The organism is Catellatospora sp. KI3, assembly GCF_029948125.1.
Lineage (GTDB): Bacteria > Actinomycetota > Actinomycetes > Mycobacteriales > Micromonosporaceae > Catellatospora.
Window position 1 is genome coordinate 63,408 of the sequence record NZ_JASAMB010000024.1, and the last position, 24,963, is coordinate 88,370.

A 24,963-nucleotide genomic window follows, 5' to 3' on the forward strand; every position below is an offset into this window, starting at 1 on the left:
GAGGAGCCCGCCCATGAAGCACCCCGCCCTGCTCGTCGCCGTCGTGCTGCTGCTGACCGGCTGCGCCCCCGACGCCGCCCCGCCCGCCTCCGCCACCCCGCCGGGCAGCCCACCGCCCGCGGTGTCGGAGACCGGCGGGTTCAACGACACCGACGTGATGTTCGCGCAGATGATGCTGGCCCAGTACCGGCCCGCCGCCGCGCTGCTGGACACGGCCCGTACCCGCGCCGGCAGCGAGCAGGTCCGGCAGCTGGCCGCGGCCATCGCCGTCACCCAGGCCGACGAGCAGAAGACGATCGAGCAGTGGCTGGTCCGCTGGGGCAAGCCGACCGCCCCGGCCGCAGACGCCGGAGTGCACGCCGGACACGGCGGACTGCCCGCCGACCCGGCCGCCGAACTCGCGGCGCTGCGGAAAGCGTCCGACCGCGAGTACGACAAGGTCCTGCTCAACCTGCTGATCGGCCGCCAGCACCAGGCCGTCGAGTACGCCCGGATGGAGCTGTCCTCGGGCACCAACGCCGCCGCGCTCGCCCTGGCCACCCGGATCGACCAGTCCCGCACCGCCCAGATCTCCATGATGCTCGGCCTGGTCGCCTAGACCGCACCGCGGGTGCGCCGTGACCGCGTACCGCGCGGTCACGGCGCACTGACGTCCTACGGCGCCGCGGCGACGGGTGCGTCGGCCTCCTCGGCGGGTGCCTGCCGCCCCCGCCGGACGTGGACCATGGTGCGGACCCGCCGCAGGCCGTTGCTCCCGCCGAGGAAGTCCATCACCGACAGCAGCGCCGGTGCCAGCACCGACCGCACCACGAACGCGTCGAGCACGATGCCCACCGCCAGCGCGAACGCCAGCTCCCGGAACGGCCGCAGGGGCACCAGCGCCAGCAGGCCGAAGCTGACCGCCAGGGTGAACGCGGCGGTACGGATGGCGCGGGCCGACTGCGGCAGCGTGATCGCCAGCGCGTCGCGCAGCGGACGGCGTCGCGCCTCGTTCCAGGCCGGCCCGATGCCGAAGATGTTGTAGTCCGAACCGAGCGCGGCCAGCAGCACCGCGGCGGCGAACGGGACGTAGAAGGTCAGCCCGTCGGCGCCCAACCGGTCCTGGAACAGCCATGTCGTCGCGCCCAGGGCGGCGCCGATCGCCAGCACGCTGCAGGCCAGCAGGGCCACCGGCACCGCGAAGGCCCGCAGGTAGAGCATGAGGAACAGCAGGTTGGCGGCGAGCGCCGCCAGCGCGATGCGACCCAGGTCGCTGACGGTCTGGTCGACGATGACCTTGGCGATGGCGGTGTCGCCGCCCAGGCTGGTCTGCACGTCGGTGAGCCCGGCGGAGCGGAGCAGGCCGGGCAGGTCCGCCTGCAGCCGGGTCAGCGTGCCCACGGCGCTGGCGCCGAGCGGCTCGTCGGACAGGATCAGCAGGTAGCGGGCGGCAGCCTGGTCCTGCGACCGGAACAGGTGCAGGTTCTCGGGGATCGCGCCGTCGCCCGGCCCCACGACCGCGGCGATCCCGGGGACCTGCCGCAGCGACTGCTGCAGTTTCGCGAGCCGGTCCTGGTGGGACGCGATCGCCGGGCCCTCCAGCAGCAGCTCCGTCGGCGACAGGATCCCCTTGGCGAAGCCGGACTCGGCCTGGATGGCCGCCTTGCGCGCGGGGTGGTCGGTAGGCAGCGCCTCGATGAAGGACACGCCCAGCGACATGTGGCGTACCGGCAGCGCGGCCACGACCAGGCCCGCCACGCACAGCAGCAGCACCGGCAGGGCGAACCACGGCCGGGTGAGCAGCCGCGCCCACCGGCCGCTCGGCGGTGCCGGGTCGGCCTGGGGCGCGTTCCCGGCGGCGCGGCCCGGGGCCCACAGCGCGGCGGGGCCGAGGATGGCCAGCAGTGCGGGCACCAGCGTGATCGACACGATCATGCCGATCAGCACGGCGACGCCCATGCCGGGACCGAACGCGCGGAACGCCGCCGATCCCGCCACCACCAGGGCACCGGTGCCCGCGGCGGCGGTCGCGCCGGCGGTCGCGATGATCGGGGTGAACCGGGCGGTGGCGTGCCGGGCGGCGTCGAGCCGGTCGGCACCGGCGGCCAGCTGCGTCCGTACGGCGGACAGGTAGAACACGACGTAGTCGGTCACCACGCCCAGCAGCAGCGCCACCAGCAGCGGCTGCGTCTCCTGGGGCACCGGGACGCCGAGCCGCTGCGCCAGCGCGCCGCCGACGTGGACGGTGAGCACGATCGCGACGCCCGCGACCCCGAGGGCCAGCAGCGGCGCCACCAGCGACCGGAACGCGAACGCCACGATCACGAACACCGCCAGCACCGTGACCGCTTCCAGCCAGGGCAGGTGCGAGAGCACGATGTCGCCCTGCTCCACCCGGGCCGGCACGGACCCGGTGACGCCGATGACGGCGTCGTCGGCGTCGTAGTGCGCGGCGGCGAACTTCTCGGCCGCGGCCAGCTGGTCGGCGAAGGTGACGTCGGGGGCGGTGAACAGGTAGGTGATGATCGTGGTGTTGCTCTCCCGGGACCCGGGCAGCAGCCCGAGCGTGTTGGACACGGGGACCGCGGCCAGGATGGGCCCGGCATCGGAGTATTCGCCCTTGCTGACCGCCTGCGCCCGGGTCACCGCCTCGGTCTGCGCCGAGGCCGGCAGCCCCCGCGGATCGCGCTGGACGATGGCGACCCGGCTCAGCAGCGGCACGCCGAACCGCTCGAACGAGCGGACCTCGCTGCGGATCGCCGGATTGTCGACCGAGACCAGCTGGCCCAGGTCGCTGCCGCCGCTGCCCAGCGCCGGCAGGTACACCACGGCGGCGGCGGTCGCGACCAGCCACAGCGCCACCACCGGCCAGCGCAGCCAGACCACGATCCGCCCGTACGCGCCCAGCAGCGCGCTCGGCCGCCAGCGGCTCGTCGGCCGCACCGCGGTGTCCTCGGCCACTTCTTCGTCCCCGGACGGGGGGACCCGCCCTGCATCTGGTGCCTCGGCCCGCGCCACGCCGCTACCTCCCTGAGCTGTCCTTGCGCCGAACGCGCGCGCCGGGGCCGACCGGCCCGCGGCGCCACGCCTTCGGCAGATGCCCGCCAGGTACGGCTTGAAACAGGGTGCCGTCGGCCACGGCGCAGGACATGATGTGGCGCAACCGCCATACCGAGGAGGTTTGATAATGGCTCCGAACCGGGCATCCATCACCCCGACCCGTCGCCGTCCGCAGGAGAGCGCATGACCCAGCCGCTGCAGTTGCGCCTGTACCCGTCACCCGTCGGCATGTACCTGACCGTGTACGGGCGCCTCGACGGCACCACCGCGGGCCAGCTCGGAAGCCTGGTCGGCACGGCCCTGGACGAGATGGGCACCGGCCGGCTGTCCATCGACCTGTCGCGCACCGACGCCATCGACCTCGCCGCGATCAGAGCGCTGAGCGGCTACCAGGCCGAGGCGCGCAGCCGCGGCATCGCGCTGACCGTCGTCAACGCCCCCGGGCCGGTGCGCAACGCGCTGCACGCGTGCCGGGCCGACGACCTGCTGACGCCACCTGCCGCCGAGACCGCGCAACCGGCCGTGGCCGGCACCGCCGGTCGGCGCCGCGTGCTGCGGCCGGCATGCGTACGCCGCCCCGACCCGGCGGCCGCCACCCGAGCGGTCGGGCGGCGGCACCGCCGGTAGGCGACGTCCTGCGGGAGGGGTTCAGCGGGAGAAGCGCCCGCGACCCCGGCTGCGGCTGCGGCGCGACGACCGGGCGGCCGCGGCCGGTTCCCGCTCGGCGGCCGCCGGTGCGGGCAGCACGGCGGGCGTTCCCGACGGGGTACGCGCCCCGGTGATGCGGGACAGCTCGGCGTCGTGCGGCCGTACGGTGGTGATCCGTGCCGCGACCCCGGCGGCGGCCAGCAGGCGGGCGGTCTCCCGCTGCTCGTCGGCCATCACCAGGGTCACCACGGTGCCGCTGCGTCCGGCGCGCGCGGTCCGCCCGCCCCGGTGCAGGTAGTCCTTGGGATCAGTGGGCGGGTCGATGTTGACGACCAGGTCGAGGTCGTCGATGTGGATGCCGCGCGCGGCCAGGTCCGTGGCGATCAGCGCGTTGACCGCACCCGACTTGAACTGGTCGAGAATGCGGGTCCGCTGCGGCTGGGACTTGCCGCCGTGCAGCGCCGCCGCGGTGACGCCGCTGGCCAGCAGCCGCCGCGCGACGCGGTCCGCCCGGTGCTTGGTCTTCACGAACATGATCACCCGGCCGTCGCGGGCGGCGATGTGCGCCGTGGCGGTGTCCTTGTCCGCGGCCGTCACCTGCAGCAGGTGGTGCTCCATGGTGGTGACCGCGCCGGCCGGCGGGTCCACCGAGTGCCGGGCCGGGTCGGTCAGGAAGCGCCGGACCAGCCGGTCGACCTCACCGTCCAGCGTCGCCGAGAACAGCATCCGCTGCCCGCTCGGCGCGGTCGCCGCCAGCAGCTGGCTGACCTGCGGCAGGAAGCCCATGTCGGCCATCTGGTCGGCCTCGTCGAGCACGGTGACGGCCACCTCGTCGAGCTTGCAGTCGCCGCGGTCGAGCAGGTCGATGAGGCGACCCGGGGTGGCGATCACGATCTCGGTGCCCGCGCGCAGCTGGTCGCTCTGACGGCCCAGGGACAGGCCGCCCACGACGGTGACGGTGCGCAGGTTCAGCGCCTTGGCGTACGGGTTCAGCGCGGTGGCGACCTGCGCCGCGAGTTCGCGGGTGGGCACCAGCACCAGGGCCAGCGGCTGGCGGGCCCGGGCCCGGCGCCCGGCCAGCCGGGTCAGGATCGGCAGCCCGAACGCCAGCGTCTTGCCCGAGCCGGTCCGCGCCCGGCCGAGCACGTCGCGTCCGGCGACCGCGTCGGGAATGGTGCGCGCCTGGATCGGCGAGGGCACCTGGATGCGGTCCGCGGTCAGCAGGCTGATCAGCGACGGGTGCACGGGCAGCTCGCCGAAGCTGGTCGCGTCCGGACGGGCCGGGGCGGCGGGCTGCGGTGCGGCGGCAGGGGCGGCCGTGGTGACGGCCGGCGCCTTCGGAGCGGCCGCACCGGCGGGGCGGGCCGGACGGCGCCTGCGACGGCGTACGGGGTGGGGTGCTGCGGGGCTGGTCACAGTGGAGCCTTTCGCTGTCGGCACGCCGCGCGAAGGCTCTCGACCCGGGGTGGGGAGAGTCGACAGGTAACGGACCGAGGTGGATGCCGATCCGGTCCTCGACACGATGCCGGGAACCAGTGCGGCGGGGGTGTCCGGGGCCGCACTCGCTGCGAGGCCCCGGGGGCCGTCTCGAGCAGCGGTGAACCAGCGGCGATCCGAGCGGACCGCCGATCCCGGGCAGACGGCCCAGGAGGGTGCAAGCAACCACGAACAAGAAACTGTCTGCCCACCATACACGGGGGCGGCCGACCCCGCGGGTGCCGTACGTGCCCGGCGGTGTGTCGTGCCCGACCCTGCCCGCGTCAGTCGTCGGGCAGCTCCTCGCCCGCCCCGAACCGGAATCCGAGGGCCTCGACCAGGACGTTCACCCCCTCGCCGAATGGACCCACCCGGCCCTGCAACGCCGTCGGGAGCGCCCCGGCATCGGCCGGGTGACCTGTGTCGGCAGCCCACGCGACAGCGGCGGCGACCACGGCGTCGAGCTCCGGCGGGGGCGGCGCGCCGTAGGCCTGCACGGCCGCACGGGGGTTGAGGTACCCCTGCCAGCTGCCGCCCTCGGCCGTCCGCGCCTCGATGATCCCGAACGCGCTCTCGACGACGTAGATCGACATCGCCGGAGCCGCGGTCTGGGCCGCCAACTCGTCGGCCAGCTCCGCCGACCAGCCGCCCAGGACCTGCAGGAGCTGCCAGTCGCCCTCGGCCCGCAGATTGGCCAGCGTCCCCGGCGAGATGAACTCTTCGTCGGACTCGCGGCACAGCCGTTGCACGGCCGGGAGTTCGTACAGTGGCCGGGGATGTCTGGCGATCACGAAGTAGCCGAACAGTGACATCAGCGCAGGCTAGCAACGACCGCCCGGATCGCCGGGCTGGCGTCGGCGCTGCGCCGCCACGCCGCGTACACCTCCCGCTTCGGCTGCCGCCGCAGGGCCCGCGCGACCAGCCCGTCACCCAGTGGCGGGCGGGCGAGCCGCGGAACCAGCGCCAGGACGCCGCCGGAGTCGACCAGCGACAGCTGAGTGGCGAAGTCGTCGATCAGGTGACGCACGTCGGGCTCGTCGGGCACGTCGGCGAACAGCCGCCGGAACCATTGGTGGCACACCGAGCCGGGCGGGCTGGTGACCCATGGGTGGCCCGCCAGGTCGGCCGCGGTGAGCGGCTCGTCCCTGCGGGCGAGTGGATGGGTGCGGCTCATCACCACGTCGCCGACGTCGGTGTGCACCCGTCGCTGGGTGAGCGTGGGCGGCAGTGGGGCGGGCAGTCCGTCGGCGTCGTGGACGAGGGCCAGATCGGCGGTGCCCGAGTCGATGCCGTGCAGCGCCTGGTCCGGGTCAAGCTCGGTGAGCTGGATCCGCAGCTGCGGGCAGCTCGCCGCCAGCCGCGGCAGGGCCGGGGCGAGCAGGCCCCGGATCGCGGTCGAGAAGGAGACCACGCGCAGGGTGCCGCGCGGGGCGCCGGCCGACACCGACTGGGCCGCCTCGGCGCAGCGTTCGAGTGCCTGGAAAACCTCCGGGGCCGAGTCGATCAGGGCCTGCCCGGCCGGCGTGAGCACCACCCCGCGTCCCGCCGGGGCGAGCACGGGCACGCCGAGTTGGCGCTCCAGCCTCTTGATCTGCTGCGACACCGCCGACGCGGTGAACCCCAGCTCCTCGGCGGCTCGGGCCAGTGTCCCGAGCGCGGCCACCGACCGCAGCGCCCGCAGCGCGCCGACGTCAATCATGAAGCCAGGCTACGCAATACCGCCAAGAAACCATCGCTGGACCGTGGCAATCGATCGGCACAGGATCGGTGCATGACTGACACACGGCTCCCGGCCGAGCTTCTCTTCGGCACCAACCTCGTCGCGATGGTGACCCCGATGCGGCCCGACGGGTCGATCGACGACGCCGGGCGTACCGATCTCGTCGAGCACCTGCTGGCCACCGGGTGCGACGGCATCGTCGTCGGCGGCACCACCGGTGAGTCGCCGACCCTCACCGACGCCGAGGCGGCCGAACTCGTGCGCGCGGTAGCGGGCCAGGCCAAGGGCCGGGCCCGGGTGATCGCCGGAGTCGGCACCTACGACACTGCGGCCAGCATCCGCCGCGCCCGCGACGCCGAAGCCGCCGGGGCCGATGCGCTGCTGCTGGTCTGCCCCTACTACTCGCGGCCCACCCAGGCCGGGGTGGTCGCCCACGGCACGGCCGTCGCCGACGCGACGCCGCTGCCCGTGATGCTCTACGACATCCCCGCGCGGACCGGGGTCGCGATGGAGGCCGCCACGCTGGTCGAACTCGCCGCGCATCCGCGGATCCGGGCGGTGAAGGACGCCAAGGGCGACCTGTTCGAGGCGATGTCGGTCATGAGTCGTACGCCGCTGGCCTACTACTGCGGCATCGACGAGCTGAACCTGCCCTACCTGGCCTGCGGTGCCACCGGGGTGGTCAGCGTGGTGGGCAACGTCGTGGCCGACCGCGTCGCGGCGCTCATCGGCGCGGTACGCGGCGGAGACCTCGACGAGGCGCGGTCGCGGCAGCGCTCGCTGCTGCCGTTGACCGAGGCCGTCATGCGTACCGCGCCGGGCGCCGTCATGGCCAAGGCGGCCCTGGCCGAACTCGGCGTCATCGCATCGGCGTCGGTGCGCCTGCCGCTGATCGAAGCCGCACCTGCGCACCTGGAGCGGCTGCGGGATGCGCTCGCGTCCATGACCGTCGCCGCGTGACGGGACTGCGTCCTTGAGGGCCGACCCGGCTGGTGGGCGCGCTGCGCGGGTCACCAGCCGGGCCGGCGGGCGATCAGTAGACCGGGTTCCAGCCGTCGGCTCCGGCCAGGTACCGCTGGGCGGTGTACGCGGGTGCGTCGGCGTCGGCCAGCTGCGGCCGGTCCGCGTTGACCACAGCGCCCGGACCCGTGTCGCGGTACTCGGTGAAGCGGGCGTCGCGCCAGGAGAAGCCGGACATGTCGGCCCAGGGCGCGTCGAGGATGTGCGCGCCCAGCGTGGTCTCGCGGTAGAGCACCTGCGCGATGGCGTTGACGTCGCCGCTGGGGTGCCACGGGCGGCCGAGGTGGACGCTCTTGGCCGCCGTGCCCGCCTGCGCGGTCAGCGTGCACCGGGTGAACAGGTAGCCGTACGGGTTGGCGATGCTGGTCGAGGCGGCGGTGACGTACCCGTTGTTGCTGGTCGAGCCGCGGTTCAGTGACCGGATCTCGCACCGGTCGAAGACGGCGGTGCCCCGGCCGAAGATGAAGTCGACGTCGCCCTCGATGTAGCAGTTGCGGTAGTAGGCCCGGCTCACCGTCGCCGTGCTCGGCGAGCTGGGCTGCAGGGTGTCCTGATTGCCGAGGAACCGCACGTTGTCGAAGACCAGCCGGTCGCCCCGGGTGGTCATCGCGACGGCCTGCTCGGCGCTGTAGTCGTGGCCGGCCTCGTCGAAGGCGTTGGCGAAGGTCAGGTTCCGGGCGGTGAAGTCGTTGCCGTCGAGGAAGACCGTCGAGCTGCCGGTGGTGCCGTAGGTGCCGCTGCCGTCGGGCTTGGGGGTGCCGCTGGCGTTGTCGTAGGTGATGACGACGTCGGCGGCGTTGCCGGTGGTGCCGACGAACGAGACGTAGGGCTTGTTCGACGGTACGGTCACCAGTTCCCGGTAGGTGCCGGGCTTGATGCTGATGGTGATCCGGCCGGTGTTGTTGGCGGGCACCGCGTTGACGGCGGCCTGCACCGTGCTGTAGTTCCCGCTGCCGTCCTTGGCCACCGTGATCACGGTGCCGGGCGGGGCCGGACTCGTCGACGGTGAGACCGACGGGCTGGGGGAGGGGCCGGTGCCGTCGGCGACGGTGACGTCGTCGAAGGAGGCCGAGGCGTAGTAGGTGGCCACGCCGATGCCGCCGGTGGCGAACTGGCCGTCGGCGGCGGTCAGCGCCGTCCCGCCGTTGACCGTGCCGCGCAGGGTGGTGCCGGAGACCGACAGCGACAGGGTGTACCAGGTGCCGGCCGTGACGGTCACCGCGCCGGTGGCCAGCGTGGTGGACGAGCCGTTCACGAGCTTCTTCAGCTCGACGGTGTGGTTGGACCGCAGCGCGAGGTAGTAGTAGCTGGTGCTCGACTGGGCGCGGGCGAGCAGGGCGGCGAACCGGTTCGACCCGTTGAAGGCGATCGGCTTCACCCGGGCGGTGACCGTGTAGTTCGTCCACGCCGACGACCCGGCGCGGGCGCGGGCGTCGGAGCTGGTCCCGGACTGGCGCAGGACGTTGCCGCCGTCGGCGGCGACCGACCAGGTGCCGCCGGAGGCGGTCCAGCCCGACGAGTCGCCGTCGGTGAAGTCGTCGGTGAACAGGGTGGCTGCCGAGGCCGCGGTGACGGTCAGGGCGGCCACCGTGGCGGCTGCGGCCAGGCAGGCGACGGCGACGGTGAGGGGCCGCCGGGCCGTGCGGCGCAGCAGGGTGGTGACGTGCATCCGCGAAACTCCTCTCGATCCGAGATGGAAAGCGCTTTCCGTCGGACGGTACGCCCAGTTTGTTGGAACGTCAATCAATGTCGATGCGTCGACGCGGCCGGTCAGGCGGGCAGGGTCGCCGCGTAGTCGCAGACCTCGGCGCGGTCGCGGCAGCCGGTCTTGGCGATCAGGCTGGCCACGTGCTTCTCCACGGTGCGCGGCGAGATGTACAGCCGCCGGGCGATCTGCAGGTTGCCGAGGCGGTCGGCGAGCTGCGTGAACACCTCGTACTCCCGGACGGTCACGCCCCGCTGGCGCAGGGCGGCCGGGATGCCGTCGCGCCCGTCGCGCCGCTGGGCCACCCGCGCGCCGCTGCGGCGCAGCAGCGACCGGCACGCCCCGACGACCGCGGGCACCTGCGCGGCGTGGAAGAACTCCTCGGCGGTACGCAGCCAGGCGGCGGGCTCGCCCCACCCGTCGTCGAGCGCCGCCTCGGCCGCCAGCCGCAGGCCCAGCGCCCGCGCCATCGGGAACGGGGCCGCCGCGGCCTGGGCCGCCTCGAACGCGCGCGCGGCGTCGTCGCCCCGCTCGGCCCGGCCCAGCAGGACCGCGTCAGCCAGCAGCAGGAAGTGCCGGTTCCAGCGCAGCTCGGCGGCCGGGGTGGCCGCGGCGGCCGCGCGGTCGGCGCCGTCGGCCCGCTCGGCCAGCACCTCCAGCAGCGTGTGCAGCCCGTACCGGCCGGACAGGTAGTACACCTGCGGATTGCCGTTCTCCCAGGCGACCATCGCCGCCAGCTCGGCGGTGGCCAGGTCGCGGTCCTCCTCCAGCAGCGCGCACACCGCCCGGCACAGCCCCAGCGACAGCGGGAACAGCAGCGAGCCCGCGCCGCCCTCGCGATGGAACTCCGCCAGCCGCCGCTCCATCTCCGGGCGGCGGCCGTGGTGGGCGGCCAGCGCCGCCGCGACCAGCAGCAGGTACCGGTGGTCGTGCGCGGTACGCAGCCGGGCGGTGGCGTCCAGGCACCGGTCGATGATGTCCTGGGCGGCGCCGGGCTCGGCGGTGAGGACCGCGCTGAGCGCCAGCACGCTCTCGGCGTTGTGGCCGAGCATGATCGAACCGAGGTCGAAGGCGGCCTGGCGGGCCCGGCGCAGCCGGGCGGTGTCGGCGGTGCGCATGAAGTCGTTGACTCCGAGCCGCAGCAGCGCCTCGACCCGCCATACCGGCAGGTCGTGCTGCTCGGCCAGGGCGAGCATGCGCTCGAGGTACTGCTGCGCGGTGGCGAACCCGCGCTCGCGGGCCAGCAGTGCCAGCAGTTGCAGCGCCTGGCAGGCGACCTCGGGCAGCGCGCCCTGCTCGGCCTGCTCGGCGGCCAGCCGCGCGAGGCGTTCGGCGTCGGCGCGCGGGTCGGGGGTGGACCCGCCGGGCAAGCGGAACACCAGGTGGGCTTCGATCACGGTGAGCGCGGCTGTGTGCTCCGGCCCGGCGGCCGCCGGCAGCAGCGCGCGGGCCGCCTCGACCTGCGCGGTCGCCTCGTCGATCCGGTCGACGGCGACCGCGGTCCAGGCCAGGCGCGTGTGCATGGCCAGCCGCCGGGCCGGGGCCAGCGGTGGTGCGCCGACCGCCGTCGTGGACTCGACCAGGGTCAGCGCGTCGTCGAGGCGGCCCTGCCCGGCGGTGGCGTAGATCAGCTGCTCGGCGACGACGGGCCGCTCGGCGGCGGCGGCGAGGTGGTGCGCGCGCTCCAGCAGCGCCTCGGCGGTGCCGGTGGCGCCGCTGGCCAGGGCCCGGCAGCCGACCTGCGCGTAGTGCCGGGCGGCCGGGGCGGGCTGCCCGGCCTTGAGGTACAGGTCGGCCAGCAGCAGGCGGCGCTCGTCGGACGGCTCGGGGTCGGCGTGCTCGATGGTCGCGGCAGCGGCCCGCGCGATCGAGGCGCTCTCACCCGGCATCAGCGCGGCGAGGATCGCGTCGGTGGTCAGGGCGTGGCGGAAGGTGTACCAGTCCGGCGCCGCACCGTCGGGGGTGATGAAGTAGCCGTCCGCGGCCGCGCGCAGGTGGTGGAACAGCTGGCGCTCCTCGTGCCCGGTGACCAGCCGCAGGGTCGGCAGCGCGAAGCGCTGCCCGAGGACGGCCGCGGTGATCAGCAGCTCGCGGGTCTGCGGACCGAGCCGGTCCAGGCGCCGCCGGTAGTTCTGCACGATGGAGGGCGGCACGGCCAGGCCGAGGTCGCCGTCGAGGTGCCAGCGGCCGTCCGCCGGGCGCAGCGTGCCCGAGTCGACCATGTCGCTGAGCAGCTCCTCGATCAGGTACGGGTTGCCGGCCCCGTCGCGGACGAGCCGGTCCAGGACCGGGCCGGGCACCTCCTCGGCGGGCACGTCCAGGCAGGCGGCCGCGATCTGGCCGGTCTCGGCGGCGGTGAGCGCGGCCAGTTGGCAGACCGCCGCGGCGCGCCGCTGCCCGGCCGCGGTGGCCAGGTCGGCGGCCGGTCCCCGCTCCGGCCGCAGCGTCGCCACGACCGCGACCGGCAGGTCGGCCACGTTGTCGACCAGGTACTCGACCACGGTCACGGTGTCGGGGTCGGCGTCGTGCAGGTCCTCCAGCGCCAGCAGCGTGCCGCCCTGGGCGCCGAGCACCGCCAGCAGCCGCAGCAGCGCCTCGGACAGTTCGAGCAGGTTGTCGGCGCGGTGGGTGGTGGCGGTGCGCCACTCGGGGACCAGCCGCGCCAGCGCCGGGCGGTACGGGTCGAGGTCGGCGGTCTCGGGCGGCCCGCCGGTGCGCATCAGCGCCGACAGCGCCTCGGTCAGCGGCCGGAACGCCACGTCGGCGCCGGTCGGGCTGCCGCGCCCGCGCAGCGTGCGCAGGCCGGCGGCGCTGGCCCGGTACAGGCACTCGTTGACCAGGCGCGACTTGCCGATGCCGGCCTCACCCAGCAGGAACGCCGCGCTGCCCCGCCCGTGCCGGGCACCGTCGACGGCCGTGTCCAGGACGCCGAGTTCCCGGCGCCTGCCGACGAGGAAGGCGGACCGGGCAGGCATCGGCCCACAATAGCAACGCCATCGAACGCTGTGATTTCTCGGCGGTGGCGGAGATCCGCCACCGCCGCCACCGGCCGACGGCGCCTAGCAGACGACCGTCACCGTCATCGTGATCGGACTCGGCGACAGGGTCCACGAGTCGTACGCGGCCTGCGAACCGCTGATCGACTGCCCGGCCAGCAGCAGCGCCCGGCCGCCGATCGGCCTGGCCGCGCGCGGCATCACCTCCCCGGCCGGGTGCTGCGCGTCGGCGGCACCGGGGGTCTTCCACTGGCGGATCAGATCTGCGTCACTCATGGTCAGCACCTTCGGATGGGAGGGACGGCCGGGCGTGCAGCAGCAGCCCGGAGGGGACTCTGGTGGGGAAGCCGAGCCGCAGCAACCCCTGGCCGACCCCGGCGAGCCCGGTGAGCAGGCCGGGGGACGGCACGGCGTCGGGTGTGCCGCAGCGCGGCCCGAAACGGTCTATCGCGGCCAGCAGCGCGCCGGCCCGCTCGATCGGCACCGGACCGGCGGCGCCGAGCAGCTCCAGCAGCCCCGCCTCGCCGTGGCAGAGGCAGTGTCCGGGCAGCACCGGCTGGCGCGCCACCCGGGTGACCACCCGGTCCGCGATCGCGGCGAGGTCCGGTTCGGCCATCGCCGCGGGGCTGTCCACGACGGCCAGGGCGATGCCGGTGACGCCCCGGCACCACGACAGCGGGCCGGTCAGCGCGGCCGCCCGGCGCAGCGCGGCCAGGCCGGAGGCCCGGCAGGCCGGGTCGCCGGTGGCGGCGGCGTACCGGCTCAGCGCCCAGCCGATGCCCGCCGCGCCCTGGGCGAAGCCCCGGTCGGCGGGCAGCGGCGCCTGCCGCAGCCGGTGCGCCAACCGGAACGCCGCACCCCAGGCCGCCGGCGAGCGGGTGAGCTCCCAGACGGCGGTCAGCGCCGCCAGCCCGCCCGCCGCCCCGGTGACGACGCCGGTCTCGTCGTCGGCGTCCTCGGTGGCGGCGGTGAGTTCGACGGCGTGGCGGGCCCAGGTGCCGACGTCGGCATCGGACAGCAGCGCCGACAGGCGGGTCAGCGCGTACGCGATCCCGCCGAGGCCCGCGAACGCGCCGGTGCCGACGATGCCCAGCTGCTCGGGCCGGGCCGCGAGCGAGTCGAGCAGGCCGGGCACGGGGCGCAGCGCCTGGCGGGCCACGTCGGCATACCGGTCGATGCCGGTGACCTGCGCGAGCTCGGCCAGGAACAGCGCGGTGCCGCAGTAGCCGGTGCCCAGGCTCGCGCCCAGCGGCGCCAGCTGCCAGTGCCGGTCGTCGAGCAGCTCCAGCCCGAGCCAGTACGCCCCGCCCGCCTCGCGGTAGGCCCGCGCGACGATCTGGTCGCCGATGCCGCGCGCCGCGGCCAGCACCAGTTCGGTGTCGGGGACCAGCGCTCCCGCCGGGGCGGTGGTGGCGCTGTCGACGGTGTGCGGGTCGGCGGGGTCGCGGGTGGCCATGGCCGCCCGGATGATCCACTCCTGGTCGGCCAGGTCGACCTCGTTGGTGCCGGCGATGTTGCGCCGCACCGAGGCCAGACCGGGCTCGGCCAGCGCACCGTCGAACCGGCGCCCGGTCGCGCTGTACAGGTCCACCGAGTCCGGGCGGATGGTGAAGAAGGGGATGTCGCCGGCGCGCAGCTGGCCGATCTCGTCCTCGGCCACGCGGGCCAGCAGGTCGGGGCCGGTGCCGTGCTCGTACAGCGTGGCCAGCACCGCGTCGTGGTCGGCCGCGTCGCGCAGCAGGTTCGGATGGGTCGACTCGTCGAGCAGCTCACCGTAGAGCCGGGTGGCCCGCAGCACGACCCGCACCTCGCACCCGCCCGCGTCCGCGAGCAGGTCGGCCAGTTCCCGGCCGTCGCGCGCGATCCGGGTGTGCCCGGCGGCGAACCCGGCCAGCAGCTGCGGCGTGAACTCGGCCGGGTCGGCGTCGACGCCGTGCAGCGTCGGCCGGTTGGCCGCCCCGGCGAAGGCCAGCGGGCGGCGTACCAGCCGCATGCCGTCGGTGCCGGGGTCCAGCCAGGCCACCCCGTCGAAGGGCAGGTTCCCGCCGCGGTCGCCGCCCAGCCCGGAGAAGTCCAGCGACGACTCCTGGCCGATGACCACCCGGGGCAGCAGCGCCAGCCGGTACACCGAGGCCACCAGCGCCCGTGCGGCCGGATCCTGGCCGCTCGGGGCCAGCGACGGGTGGAACAGCGTCTCCACGTCGATGAGGACCGGCTGGTCCGCGTCGGCGATCAGGTTCTCGTAGTGGATGTCGGTGCCGTCCAGGGCCCGCAGCAGCGCCAGCAGTGCCCCGAGGCGGAAGTAGAACCGCCGCAGCCCGGCGCGGTCGGCGCAGGGCGCCTGCGCGACGTGGGCCGTCCAGCCGTACCCGTCGCGACCGACCACCGCCGGTACGCGCAGTTCGTCGCCGATCCCGGCGCCGAACCAGGCCAGCACGGACGCGAACAGGCTGTCCACGGCCAGCGACCGGGGCTTGTAGACGACGCGGGCACCGGAGGCGAACCGGAGCACGGCCACGGACCGCCCGCCCCGGTGCCCGTCGCCCACACCGGTGTCCACCGAGGTCAGCGCACCGGGGTCGGCGCCGAGCAGCGCGGCGACGACGTCGGCCCGGTCCGCGGCCAGCCGGTCCAGCAGCTCCTCCAGCGCGTCGACCGCCCGCAGGCAGGACCGGCCCAGGATCCGGGCCAGCACCGGGTACTCGCCGAACAGCGCGGACAGCCCGGCGGGCGAGCCCAGCTCGGTGACGAAGGCGGCGAACCGCTGCCGCGGGCTGCCGCCGGCCAGCCGCCCGGACACCCGCAGCACATGCAGCTCCAGGACGAGGGCCCGCGCCGCCAGCCGGGTCAGCCGCGCCGACAGTGTCCGCTCGAACCCGGCCCGCACCGCCGCCAGGTCGACCTCGGGCCGGGCGGCACGGCCGAGCAGGCCACCCGCGTGGCGTACCAGCGGCGCCACGATGGCCGACAGCTCATCCGCATCCGACGCCGTCCAGGGCCGCGCCAGCGCCTCGTCGACGAACACGGCCCAGTCCGGGGCGCCCCCCGCAGCCCGGTCGGAGGCGGACACCCCGCGGCTCCACCAGGGTCGGGTCGGGTCCGCCGTGGCGGAGCCGGTCGTCTCGACCCTGCTCATCGGCCCGCTCCGACCGGACTCCAGTCGATCGCCGGGTCGCCCGCCAGGATCTGCCGGTGCAGGTGCTGCAGCACTCGGCCCGGGTCCACGCCGAGCTCGTCGGCGAGCATGTCGCGTACGGAGCGGAACACCGCCAGGGCCTCGGCGCGCCGCCCGCACCGGTGCAGCGCCAGCATCAGCTGCGCGTGGAACCGCTCGCGCAGCGCGTACTCGGCGGTCAGCCGGGGCAGTTCGGCCGACAGCTGCTCGTGGCGGCCCAGCCGCAGATCCGCCTCCACCCGCCACTCCAGCAGCTGCACCCGCAGCTCGGCGGGGTGGTCGCGGTGCTCGCGCCGCAGCCGGGGCGAGTCGATGTCGGCCAGCGGGTCGCCCCGCCACAGGCTCAGGGCCAGCCGGAACGTGTCGGCCGCCGCGCTCCAGTCACCGTCGGCGGCCTGGGCGCGGCCCTGCTCGTACAGCATCTCGAACCGGCGCAGGTCCAGCTCCTCGTCGGCGATGTCGATGAGGTACCCGGTCGGCCTGGTCACGATCCGGGCCCGGATCGCCGGGCCCAGGCGGTGCCGCAGCCGGTTCACCGCCGAGTGCAGCGAGGCCCGGTCGCGGTCCGGCGCGTGCGTACCGGCGCAGATCGACGCGCTCAGCTCCTGCGCCGGAACGACCTGCCGCTGCCGCAGCAGCAGCGCCGCCAGCAGGGTCCGCTGCTGCGCCGCCGGAACGAGGACCTCGGCGGCGCCGTCGCGCACCAGCAGCGGCCCGAGCAGCCCGAACTCCATGACGACCTCCCACCGACGACCCGCTGCCGTGGTGCAGCCAATGTGCCATCCGGCCCGCCCCGCGCACATGGGGGCGCGGCCCCCACATTCACGCCCTCGGCTGACGCGGTCGCGACAGCGGGCGGTGAGCACGCGGTGAGAAGCCGGTGAGCACCGCTTCCTACCGTCGGACTGCCGTCGGCCGACCCGGCCGACCCGCACCGACCCCGGCCGAACCGGAGGCCCGCCATGACCGACCTACCCGGACCGCGCGACGGGGCCGTGCCGTGACCGCACCTGCGCTGCGCCTGTCGGTGCTCGGCCCGCTGCGCATCCAGGTCCTGGGCCGCGACCTGCCACTGGGCCCGTTCAAGCAGCAGCTCGTCCTGGCCACCCTGCTGTGCAGCCCGAACCGGCACGTGCCCACCGATGTCCTGGCCGAGGCCGTGTGGGGCGACCGCCCGCCCCGCACCGCCCGCAAGAACCTGCACGTGTACGTGAGTTCCATCCGCCGCCAGCTGAGCCAGGCCGGGGCACCCGACCGGATCGCCCACCGCAACCAGGGCTACGTCATCGACGTCGCACCGGCCGAACTGGACTCGCTGGCATTCGAGGAAGCCGCGCGCGCGGCCGCCAGCCTCGGCGACGGGCACGGACCGCACAGCGGCGCCGCCGGCCTGCGCCAGGCCCTGGACCTGTGGCGCGGCGCGGCCTTCGAAGGGCTGAGCGCGGTGCCGGTGATCGAGGCGGAGGCGCAGCGCCTGTCCCGGCGCTACGTCACCGTGTTCGAGACGTGGGCCGAGGCGGCCCTGCGCGCCAGCCCGAGCGTCGTCCTCGACCAGATCGAGCCGGTCATCCGGACCGACCCCTTCCGCGAACGCCTCCGGATGATCCAGATGGCGGCCCTGCAGCACACCGGACGCCAGGCCGAGGCGCTGTCGGTCTTCGACGACTACCGCCAGGCGCTGGCCCGCGAGTTCGGCCTGCCGCCCAGCGCCGCGCTGACCCGGCTACGGGACAGCCTGCTGCTGGAAGCCGACTCCCCGGCCACCGCCATAGCGGCGGGCTGCCCGTGCTCGCTGCCGCACGACCTCACCGGATTCAGCGGCCGGGCCGAGGAGCTCGACGCCGTGGGGCGGATCCTGCGCGGCCGCACCGACCGGCTGGCGATCATCACCGGACCGGTCGGCATCGGCAAGACCGCACTGGCGGTCCGGGCCGCGCACCACGCCGCCGACTCGTACCCGGACGGTCGGCTGTTCGTCGCCGCCCGCGCCGCCGACGGCGCGCCCCGCCCACCGGCCGACCTGCTCCGCGACCTGCTGCACGAGGCGGGCGTGCTGTACCAGGGCGAGTCGACGGCCCGGCTGCACAGCGCCTGGCAGTCCTGGCTCGCGCGGCGGCGCGTGCTGGTCGTGGTCGACGACGTAGCCGACGAGGAGGCGGTCCGGCCGCTGATCCCGCAGGCGGGGGAGTCGGCGCTGCTGCTGACCTCCCGGGCCCGGCTGTCCGGCCTGACCCAGGCCCACCGCCTGCTCCTGGAGCCGCTGCACCCGGCCGAAGCCCACGATCTGCTCGCCCGGCACATCGGCGTCGACCGGATCGAGACCGACCGGGCCTCGGCGGAGCGGATCGTCCGGGCCGCCGGGCTGCTGCCACTCGCGATCGCGCTCGCCGGTGGCAAGCTCGCCGCGCTGCGCCACCTGCCGCTGCGCGAGTTCGCCGACCGGCTGACCGAGGCCGACCGTACGCTCGACGAACTCCAGGTCGGGTCGGTGACCCTGCGGCCGCGGCTGGAGGCCGCCCTGCGCGACCTGTCCGCCGCCCAGCGGCAGCAGTTCGTCCAGCTGGGGCGGCTGGCCCAGCCCTTGTTCACCCCCGGCCAGGCCGCGCGGGCGCTGGACCGCGACGACCGGTCCGTCAGCCACGCCCTCGAACAGCTCATCGAAGCCGGGATCGTCGGCGCGCCCGACTGCGAGGTCAGTGCCCATGAGGTGGTCTTCGCCCTACCCGACCTGCTGCACCGGTACGCCGTCGAGTTGGCCGGCGCGGGCGGCCCGCCGGGTACCGCCGCCGCGTGGGGCGCATAGCATGCGTCAGCGGCCCACGTCGGCCACCGACCGGGAGGACGCCCGCCATGTCCATGCACGACGTCGAGGACCTCGTCTGCGACTCGATCCTGGTGCTGGACGCGCACCATGCGCAGGACGACGACCGGCTGCGGAGCTGGTTCACCACGCTCTACGCGTTCCAGGCCGGGTACGACTGCTCGCACACCCAGGGCCGGGTGCTGGACATCCTGCTCAAGCGCGGCCACACGTACCGGCTTCCGGTCTCGGCGCACCCGGACTACGGGCAGCGCCGCGAGTTCCTCGACGGCCTGGCCGACTTCACGCCGCTGCGCGAGTTCGACGCGGACGCCGAGGACTTCGAGGGCTACGGCGGTGAGCTGGAGGACGGCTACGTCGACCCGCCCTGGCTGTACTGCGAGGCCGGCACGGCGCTGTGGCGGCGCCTGGTCGCCGACGGTCGGCTGCGGGGCCGCGACGCCGCCGAGCCCGCCCGCACCCCGCTGATCGACGTGGTGGCCGAGGTGGCCGCCGCGGCCGAGCGCGACGGCGACCTCGACCTGATCGCGATGTGGCACGGGCTGGGCCCCGACACGCTCGTCGAGCGCCTGACGCTGTCGGCCGAGGACCTGCGGGAGATCCCGGCGGCGGTACGGCTGCGCGAGATCGCCCTGCGCAGCGGCGCCCTGTCGGTGGAGCTGCCGGACGGCTACCGCCCCACCGACGAGGAGCTGGCCGTGCTGGACGACGACCGCGAAACCTGGTGGTACGCCGTCGACGACGTCAACGGGAGCTGACCGCCACCCGCCCCATCCGGTTCTCGATCTCGGCCACCCGAGCCTGGTCGCCCAGCCTCGCGGCGATGCGCAGGCACCCGGCCAGCGGCACCAGCGTCGCCCCCCGGCCCCGGATGGCGGCGATCACCGCCAGCGCCCGGTCCAGGCGCGACAGCGCCTCGGCCCGGTCGGCGGCGCGCAGCGCGGCGAGCTGGTGCAGCAGCACCCGCAGGTCCCAGCTGTCGGCGGCGGCCAGGGCGGACAGGTCCGGGGCGGGCCGGTCCGGGTCGAGGACGAAGGCGCGCACCCCGCAGCGGGCCGCCGCGGTGGCGGCACCCGCCGCGGCGTAGACGTCCCGGGCGCGCAGGATCGCCGCCGTCGCGGCGGCCAGGTCCCCACGCAGCTCGGCCGCGACGCTGCTGAACTCGTGCGCACCGGCCTGCCCCTGCACGTGCCCCATCTCGCCGAAGACCGCGTGCGCCCGGTCCAGCATCGCCGCGGCGGCCGGGGTGTCGCCGCCGCGCTGCAGCAGAACGGCGGCGGCGCAGCCGACCACGGCATGCATGATCGGCGCGTCGGCGACCTCCTGCCGCAGCGCCAGGCAGGCGGCGGCGGCCTCGGCGGGCGGCTGGTCGGCGTACATCAGGAACAGCGAAAGGTTGCCGTAGACCTCGGCGAGGCCCAGGCCGCCGCCGAACGCGCGCATGCCGTCGTGGGCCGAGCGCAGGAACGCCTCGGCCGTGGGGTAGTCGCCGCGCCGGGCGGCCAGCTGGCCCTCCAGGGTGTCCAGCCGGGCCCGTGCGCCCGGGTCGTCGGTCTGCCCGGCCAGTTCCCGGGCCTGGTCCAGGTCGCCGGTGCCGAAGGTGATCTGGTTGATGGCCAGGTGCAGGCGGGCCGACGGATTGCCCGGCAGCGACCGTACCCGGGCGATCCGCTCCAGCGCCTCCGGCACCTGCCCGCTCGCGCCGAGGGCGTAGCTCTCCAGCGCCGCGATCTCCAGCGTCAGGTCGTCGTCGGGCACGCCCAGCTCACGTGCGCGGGCCGCCGACTCGGCCGCCGCGCGCACCTCGGAGCGCCCGACGGCCTGGCGCGCCGCGGCGACCAGGCACTCGGCGGCCAGCCGGGTGGCCTGCCCGTCCTGAACAGAGCCCGGATCGAACTCGCGCCAGTGCCGCTGCGCCCGGCCGGCGTGCGAGGCGGCCAGCTCCAGCAGGGCGGGCTCGGTCCGGGCGTACTCCCGCAGCCGGGTGGCGATCGCGGCGTGCAGCCGGGCCCGGTCGCGCAGGCCGAGATGGGCGTACGCGACCTCGGCGGCGGTGCGGTTGGCCGCCAGGCCCAGGCTCTGCAGCTCGCCCAGGGCGGCGGCCAGCCCGGACTCGTCGATCTCGCAGGCTGCGTCGAGGTCGCCGGGCCGCAGCTCGGTGCCCCAGGCGCCGAGGCAGGCCAGCACCTGCCGGGTCGGTTCGGCCAGCCGCTCGATCCGGGAACCGAGCGCGGCCTCGGCCGACGGGGCGACGTCGTCGTCGATGCCGTCCGCGGCCAGCGCCGACAGCTGCTCCAGCAGCAGCGGATTGCCCCGGCTGCGTTCGAGCAGCGGGTGCGGCCCGGCCGCCGACGGCGGCAGCTCCCGGCCCAGGGCCGCGAGCAGGTCCCGCGAGTGGGCTGCGGACAGCGGCGGCACCGCGATCGCCGGGACCGCCGCCACCGGCGGCTCCCGGTCGGCCAGCACGAACACGATCGGACCGGGCGGGTCCGGCACCGGCTCGAACAGCGGCCGCAGCACGTCGGGGCAGCGGTGGAAGTCGTCGACCAGGACCACCAGCGGGCCCTGCCGGGACAGGTCGAGCAGCCGCGCCCGCACGCGCCACTGCAGTTCGGCCGTCGACGGGGTCCCGCCGCCCTGGCTCCGCCCGCCGAGCTCCCGGTCGAGCTGCTGGAGGCGCCACAGGCCCTCGTCGTTGCCCCGGCAGGCCACGGAGACCGTACGCATACCGCGGTCGGCCGCGTGTGCCGCGAGCCGCCGCAGGATCCTGGTCTTGCCGCTGCCCAGCTCGCCGACCAGCGGGATGGTGCTGGTCGTCGGCTGCGCGGCGGCGCGGTCGAGGGCGGTGGTGAGCCGGGACAGGACGTCGGTCTGGTTGACGAAGACCGGCTCCGCCGAACCGGGCGTGCCGTCGCGGGTCACCGACCACGCCTGCAGGGGTTTGTCGAAGCCCTTGGCGGGCACCGGCGGCACCGGCAGGCAGGCGAGCCGGTCGCGTACCAGCAGCCAGGTCCGCACGTCGACCACGGTGCCGTCGGCGGGCGCGGCCGACTGGAGCCGGGCCGCCCGGTTCATCACCGACCCGATCGCGAACGAGGAGTCCCGGTCGGCCAGCACCACCCGGCCCGAGGCGATGCCGAACCGGATCGACAGCCGGATCCCGTGCCGGCCGATGGTGTCCTGGTTGCGCAGCTCCAGCTGCGCCAGCGCGTCGAGGGCGCCCTGGACGGCGTGTACGGCGTCGTCCTCCCCGGCCGCGTCGGCGCCGAACACGCCGACCACCGCGTCGCCGATGAACTTCTCCAGCCGCCCGCCCGCCGCCACCAGCGCCCCGCCGACCCCGGTGAAGTACGTCTCCAGGATGCCGTGCCACACCTGCGGATCGAACCGCAGCGCCAGCTGGGTCGACCCGGCGATGTCGCAGAACGCGACCGTGACGAAGCGCAGCCCCGGCGCCTTGGCGGCAGCCTGCGCCAGGCCCCCGCCGCAGCCCATGCAGAACCGGGCCGCGGCGGGGTTGGCGGTCAGGCACTGACCGCAGGTGCTGGTCACCAGACCACTCCACCGGCGTCGAGGCTGTGGCCCTCGACGTCCCCGGCCGCGTCGTCCAGTTTGCGCTTGATCTTCACCAGCAGCTCGATCTCCGCGTCGCTGAGCGAGTCGACCACGGCGAGCTGCTCGTCGCTGGCGTACTGCGTGTCGAACCCCAGCCGGTCCAGGCGGGATTGGCTCATGGCGTCGTCCTCCTTCTCACGGTCGCGTCGCGGGGGTGCGCGCGACCAGGTCGGTCATCAGTTCCACGAGGCCGTAGGCCGTGGTCAGGGCACTTATCGCGAGCAGTCGGCGGTGCCGCCCGGCGGCCGGCAGCGCCGCCAGCAGCTCGTCGAGGCGGCGGCCGTGCGAGAGGTCCAGCTCGGCGTGCCGGGCCAGGGTGCCGAACGCGGCGGCGGGCAGGCCGGTCCGCGCCGCCAGGTCACCGGCCAGGTCGGCGCGCGGCGGCAGCCACTCCAGCACCGCGATGTGGCCCAGCAGCGCCACCGGGTGGGCGTGGCGGATCCAGTAGTACTGGGTTCCGGCGAGGCGGGCGGCGGACGGCGCGGGCACCCGGTCGGCCAGCGAGCGCGGGTCGACTCCGGCCGCGGCGAGGTCCTGCTCCACCCAGCGGTCGTGGCCGAACTCCTCGGCCAGCTGCTCGGTGAAGTAGTCCACGAGCAGGCCGTCGTCCCGGCGTACCGACTCGGCCAGTGCCTCGGTCAGCAGCGGGGCCGTCGCCCGAACCAGGTCGTGGCACACGTGCAGCCAGGCGCGGTAGCCGTCGGCGTCCAGGCGCGGGCCCCACAGCCGCCCGGCCGCCTGCCGCAGCATCGGCGTGGCCAGCGCCACCGTCTCCCGGAGCATCACCGCGCACCGTCCGGCGCGCCGACTCCGGCCAGGACGGTCGCCGCGGCCAGCGCGGCCGGGTCGGTGGCGACCCGGTCGACCCCGGCCCAGCAGGCCTGGCAGATCGTGCGCACCGGCCCGTCGACGAGGAGGCTCAGCGCGGCCGGGCCGTGGCGGCCGACCAGCGTCAGCGCCGGGTCGGCCCGGAACCCGGCCAGCGCCGGCGCCAGGTCGGCGGCCGTGCGGACCTGCCGCCGCAGCCCGGCCGGGCCCGCACCGGTGATGACCGCCTCGTTGCAGCAGGCGCTGACCCGGCCGTCGTAGCGGACCGTCGGCGAGTTGAGCAGGCCGCAGCGGCCGAAGTCGCGCAGCGGCCGCGCCGGGGCGGGTGCGAACAGGCCGGACCCGCGCCCCGCCGGCAGCGGGGCGATCACGCTGAGGTCGGCGGTGGGGCACAGCTCCCGCGCCGCCTCGATCGCACCGGGCTCGTCGAGCACCTGGAGCACCAGGTGGCAGCCCGCGTCCAGCACCGTCTCGGCGGCGGCCCGCAGCCGCTGCGGCCCGACCCCCGCCGCAGCGGCGGCGTGGTACGAGTCGGTGCTCAGGTACACCGTCGAGGTCAGCTCCAGCACCTGCCGGATCCACCCCGGAACAGGCGGGCGGGCCCAGTATCCGCTGGTGAACAGCACCACCGCCTTGCCCGCGGCGGCGAAGGCGCCGACCGCGTGGATGAGCCCGCGCCGCTCCACGAACGGATCACCCCCGGTCACCGCCACCACCCGCAGTTCCGGCAGGCCCGCCACCCCGGCCACGACCTCGCCGAACAGCTCCCAGTCGCGGATGGTCGGGCCGTCGACCCGGGCTGACACGGAGCAGTGCCCGCACCCGACCGGGCACCGGTCGGTGAGGAAGAACGCCAGGCTCGCCCCCGGTACGCGGCGCAGCCGCTCCGCCTCGGCCATGGTCAGCCCGCTCATCGCACCCAGCCCAGCTCGACCAGGCCGGAGTGCTCCCCGGCACCCCAGCGGCGGGCCAGCTGCTGCGGCCGCAGCCCGCCGACCAGCTGCCGGGACAGGTCCGCCACCCGCTCCGGAACGGCGGCGTCGGCGGGCAGGGCGACGCAGGTCTGGCAGACCCCGTCACACGCCGGCGCACCCGAGCGCCGGGCGGTCTCCAGCGCGCCCAGCGCCCGGACCGACCGCAGCACCGGCTGGGCCTGGGCCGCCGCGCTGAGCGCGGCCCAGGAGTCGCGGGCCGCGTGCCCGAGCACGAGGTGCCCCGGCCGGTGCCGCCGGACCAGGCTCTGCCTGCTGCACGCGTAGACGGTGCCGTCGTAGTCGACCAGGGGCCAGTTGGCGAACTCGCACGGGCCCGGGTCGACCACCTCGGTCGGGTCGGCGACGAACGAGGTGGCCCGCCCGGTCGGCCGCACCCGGGCGACCAGCACCGGGACCCGGTCGCCGAACCGCCGCCGCACCTGGGCCAGGACCTCGGCCAGGTACTCCTCGTCGGAGCTGGTGACGTGCAGGCTCACCGCGGGCACCAGGTCCAGCACCGCGGCCAGCGCCCGCAGCGCGTCGGACCGGGCGACCTCCCGCTCGTGGAACACGTCGAGGCTGGCGGAGAAGTGGTCCAGGGTGGACACCGCCCGCCGGATGGCCGCGGGCATCGACCGGCGGGCGAAGAACATCCCGGACAGCAGCGCCGACCGGGTCCCGGCGGCGCGGGCCGCGGTGGCCAGCTCAGCCACCAGGTCCGGCCGCAGCAGCGGCTCGCCGCCGGACATGAAGATCAGTTCCGGGTGGGCCGCGGCGGTGAACGTCGACACCAGGCGGCGCAGCGGGTCGGCGCTGTGCTGCGGGGCGGTGGGGGAGGAGTCGGTGGAGCAGTGCGCGCACGACAGGGGACACCGCTGGGTCAGCGCCATCAGCAGCCCGGCCTGCGGCACGGTCCGCAGCCTGATCACATCCGCCAGGTGCATGG

Annotated in this window: 19 protein-coding genes; 5 read left to right on the forward strand and 14 right to left on the reverse strand. The window is 75.4% G+C overall.

The features are described 5' to 3' along the window. Window positions 1-13: 13 nt before the first annotated feature. Window positions 14-598: a DUF305 domain-containing protein gene (locus QEZ54_RS29940; RefSeq protein WP_281308091.1), complete on the forward strand. Its 585-nt coding sequence runs from the start codon at window positions 14-16 to the stop codon at window positions 596-598. Window positions 599-654: 56 nt separating this feature from the next. Here the strand turns inward: QEZ54_RS29940 and QEZ54_RS29945 are convergent, their stop codons facing one another. Next, window positions 655-2,940 (reverse strand): MMPL family transporter, encoded by a 2,286-nt coding sequence (locus QEZ54_RS29945; protein WP_281308092.1) that lies wholly within the window; start codon window positions 2,938-2,940, stop codon window positions 655-657. Window positions 2,941-3,222: 282 nt separating this feature from the next. Here QEZ54_RS29945 and QEZ54_RS29950 point away from each other — a divergent pair, with 282 nt between their 5' ends. Next, the gene (locus QEZ54_RS29950; protein ID WP_281308093.1) at window positions 3,223-3,666 is read left to right on the forward strand and encodes an STAS domain-containing protein; all 444 of its coding nucleotides are present in this window, start codon (window positions 3,223-3,225) and stop codon (window positions 3,664-3,666) included. Between the two features lie 21 nt (window positions 3,667-3,687). Here the strand turns inward: QEZ54_RS29950 and QEZ54_RS29955 are convergent, their stop codons facing one another. The 3 genes from QEZ54_RS29955 to QEZ54_RS29965 all read right to left on the reverse strand — a co-directional run bounded on the left by QEZ54_RS29955 (window position 3,688) and on the right by QEZ54_RS29965 (window position 6,862). Further along, window positions 3,688-5,103: a DEAD/DEAH box helicase gene (locus QEZ54_RS29955; protein WP_281308094.1), complete on the reverse strand. Its 1,416-nt coding sequence runs from the start codon at window positions 5,101-5,103 to the stop codon at window positions 3,688-3,690. Window positions 5,104-5,447: 344 nt separating this feature from the next. Beyond that, entirely contained in the window at window positions 5,448-5,975 is a 528-nt protein-coding gene (locus tag QEZ54_RS29960) for a hypothetical protein (RefSeq protein WP_281308095.1), read from the reverse strand. Next, window positions 5,975-6,862: a LysR family transcriptional regulator gene (locus QEZ54_RS29965; RefSeq protein WP_281308096.1), complete on the reverse strand. Its 888-nt coding sequence runs from the start codon at window positions 6,860-6,862 to the stop codon at window positions 5,975-5,977. Before QEZ54_RS29965 ends, QEZ54_RS29960 begins: the two co-directional genes overlap by 1 nt. A 72-nt stretch (window positions 6,863-6,934) precedes the next feature. On the opposite strand from QEZ54_RS29965, the gene dapA reads away from it, so the two are divergent. Continuing rightward, complete coding sequence (gene dapA / locus QEZ54_RS29970; RefSeq protein ID WP_281308097.1) at window positions 6,935-7,843, forward strand: 4-hydroxy-tetrahydrodipicolinate synthase; 909 nt, start codon at window positions 6,935-6,937, stop codon at window positions 7,841-7,843. Between the two features lie 73 nt (window positions 7,844-7,916). Here dapA and QEZ54_RS29975 read toward each other — a convergent pair whose 3' ends face one another. The 5 genes from QEZ54_RS29975 to QEZ54_RS29995 form a co-directional block, all read right to left on the reverse strand. Continuing rightward, window positions 7,917-9,572 carry a pectinesterase family protein gene (locus QEZ54_RS29975; RefSeq protein WP_281308098.1) on the reverse strand — a complete coding sequence of 552 codons (1,656 nt, stop codon included), beginning with the start codon at window positions 9,570-9,572 and terminating at the stop codon, window positions 7,917-7,919. Between the two features lie 101 nt (window positions 9,573-9,673). Further along, window positions 9,674-12,583, reverse strand: a complete 2,910-nt coding sequence (locus QEZ54_RS29980; protein ID WP_281308099.1) for a LuxR family transcriptional regulator — start codon at window positions 12,581-12,583, stop codon at window positions 9,674-9,676. Window positions 12,584-12,667: 84 nt separating this feature from the next. Next, window positions 12,668-12,880, reverse strand: a complete 213-nt coding sequence (locus tag QEZ54_RS29985; protein ID WP_281308100.1) for a hypothetical protein — start codon at window positions 12,878-12,880, stop codon at window positions 12,668-12,670. Then, window positions 12,873-15,740: a type 2 lanthipeptide synthetase LanM family protein gene (locus tag QEZ54_RS29990; RefSeq protein WP_281308101.1), complete on the reverse strand. Its 2,868-nt coding sequence runs from the start codon at window positions 15,738-15,740 to the stop codon at window positions 12,873-12,875. Before QEZ54_RS29990 ends, QEZ54_RS29985 begins: the two co-directional genes overlap by 8 nt. Beyond that, window positions 15,737-16,513, reverse strand: a complete 777-nt coding sequence (locus QEZ54_RS29995; protein WP_281308102.1) for an AfsR/SARP family transcriptional regulator — start codon at window positions 16,511-16,513, stop codon at window positions 15,737-15,739. Before QEZ54_RS29995 ends, QEZ54_RS29990 begins: the two co-directional genes overlap by 4 nt. A gap of 266 nt (window positions 16,514-16,779) precedes the next feature. Between QEZ54_RS29995 and QEZ54_RS30000 the strand changes: the two genes are divergently transcribed. Further along, entirely contained in the window at window positions 16,780-18,582 is a 1,803-nt protein-coding gene (locus QEZ54_RS30000) for a BTAD domain-containing putative transcriptional regulator (RefSeq protein WP_281308103.1), read from the forward strand. A gap of 47 nt (window positions 18,583-18,629) precedes the next feature. Beyond that, the gene (locus QEZ54_RS30005) at window positions 18,630-19,358 is read left to right on the forward strand and encodes a hypothetical protein (RefSeq protein ID WP_281308104.1); all 729 of its coding nucleotides are present in this window, start codon (window positions 18,630-18,632) and stop codon (window positions 19,356-19,358) included. Here the strand turns inward: QEZ54_RS30005 and QEZ54_RS30010 are convergent. Genes QEZ54_RS30010 through QEZ54_RS30030 form a run of 5 tightly spaced genes read right to left on the reverse strand, consistent with a single transcriptional unit; the run spans window position 19,345 to window position 24,961 of the window. After that, a complete protein-coding gene (locus tag QEZ54_RS30010; protein WP_281308105.1) occupies window positions 19,345-22,152 on the reverse strand; it encodes an adenylate/guanylate cyclase domain-containing protein in 2,808 nt (935 codons plus the stop codon). The two genes, QEZ54_RS30005 and QEZ54_RS30010, sit on opposite strands and share 14 nt — an antisense overlap. Continuing rightward, the gene (locus tag QEZ54_RS30015) at window positions 22,149-22,334 is read right to left on the reverse strand and encodes an aroma-sacti cluster domain-containing protein (protein WP_281308106.1); all 186 of its coding nucleotides are present in this window, start codon (window positions 22,332-22,334) and stop codon (window positions 22,149-22,151) included. Before QEZ54_RS30015 ends, QEZ54_RS30010 begins: the two co-directional genes overlap by 4 nt. Window positions 22,335-22,350: 16 nt before the next feature. Beyond that, window positions 22,351-22,998 (reverse strand): iron-containing redox enzyme family protein, encoded by a 648-nt coding sequence (locus tag QEZ54_RS30020; RefSeq protein WP_281308107.1) that lies wholly within the window; start codon window positions 22,996-22,998, stop codon window positions 22,351-22,353. After that, a complete protein-coding gene (locus QEZ54_RS30025; RefSeq protein WP_281308108.1) occupies window positions 22,998-23,957 on the reverse strand; it encodes a radical SAM protein in 960 nt (319 codons plus the stop codon). Before QEZ54_RS30025 ends, QEZ54_RS30020 begins: the two co-directional genes overlap by 1 nt. Beyond that, window positions 23,954-24,961: a radical SAM protein gene (locus tag QEZ54_RS30030; protein ID WP_281308109.1), complete on the reverse strand. Its 1,008-nt coding sequence runs from the start codon at window positions 24,959-24,961 to the stop codon at window positions 23,954-23,956. Before QEZ54_RS30030 ends, QEZ54_RS30025 begins: the two co-directional genes overlap by 4 nt. Window positions 24,962-24,963: the final 2 nt, after the last annotated feature.

Excerpts from the sequence above, each read along its gene's own strand:
- QEZ54_RS29940 (WP_281308091.1), top strand. The coding sequence starts at position 14 with ATGAAGCACCCCGCCCTGCTCGTCGCCGTCGTGCTGCTGCTGACCGGC.
- QEZ54_RS29950 (WP_281308093.1), top strand. The coding sequence starts at position 3,223 with ATGACCCAGCCGCTGCAGTTGCGCCTGTACCCGTCACCCGTCGGCATG.
- QEZ54_RS29960 (WP_281308095.1), bottom strand. The coding sequence starts at position 5,975 with ATGTCACTGTTCGGCTACTTCGTGATCGCCAGACATCCCCGGCCACTG.
- QEZ54_RS29965 (WP_281308096.1), bottom strand. The coding sequence starts at position 6,862 with ATGATTGACGTCGGCGCGCTGCGGGCGCTGCGGTCGGTGGCCGCGCTC.
- dapA (WP_281308097.1), top strand. The coding sequence starts at position 6,935 with ATGACTGACACACGGCTCCCGGCCGAGCTTCTCTTCGGCACCAACCTC.
- QEZ54_RS29975 (WP_281308098.1), bottom strand. The coding sequence starts at position 9,572 with ATGCACGTCACCACCCTGCTGCGCCGCACGGCCCGGCGGCCCCTCACC.
- QEZ54_RS29980 (WP_281308099.1), bottom strand. The coding sequence starts at position 12,583 with ATGCCTGCCCGGTCCGCCTTCCTCGTCGGCAGGCGCCGGGAACTCGGC.
- QEZ54_RS29985 (WP_281308100.1), bottom strand. The coding sequence starts at position 12,880 with ATGAGTGACGCAGATCTGATCCGCCAGTGGAAGACCCCCGGTGCCGCC.
- QEZ54_RS29990 (WP_281308101.1), bottom strand. The coding sequence starts at position 15,740 with ATGAGCAGGGTCGAGACGACCGGCTCCGCCACGGCGGACCCGACCCGA.
- QEZ54_RS29995 (WP_281308102.1), bottom strand. The coding sequence starts at position 16,513 with ATGGAGTTCGGGCTGCTCGGGCCGCTGCTGGTGCGCGACGGCGCCGCC.
- QEZ54_RS30005 (WP_281308104.1), top strand. The coding sequence starts at position 18,630 with ATGTCCATGCACGACGTCGAGGACCTCGTCTGCGACTCGATCCTGGTG.
- QEZ54_RS30015 (WP_281308106.1), bottom strand. The coding sequence starts at position 22,334 with ATGAGCCAATCCCGCCTGGACCGGCTGGGGTTCGACACGCAGTACGCC.
- QEZ54_RS30020 (WP_281308107.1), bottom strand. The coding sequence starts at position 22,998 with ATGCTCCGGGAGACGGTGGCGCTGGCCACGCCGATGCTGCGGCAGGCG.
- QEZ54_RS30025 (WP_281308108.1), bottom strand. The coding sequence starts at position 23,957 with ATGAGCGGGCTGACCATGGCCGAGGCGGAGCGGCTGCGCCGCGTACCG.
- QEZ54_RS30030 (WP_281308109.1), bottom strand. The coding sequence starts at position 24,961 with ATGCACCTGGCGGATGTGATCAGGCTGCGGACCGTGCCGCAGGCCGGG.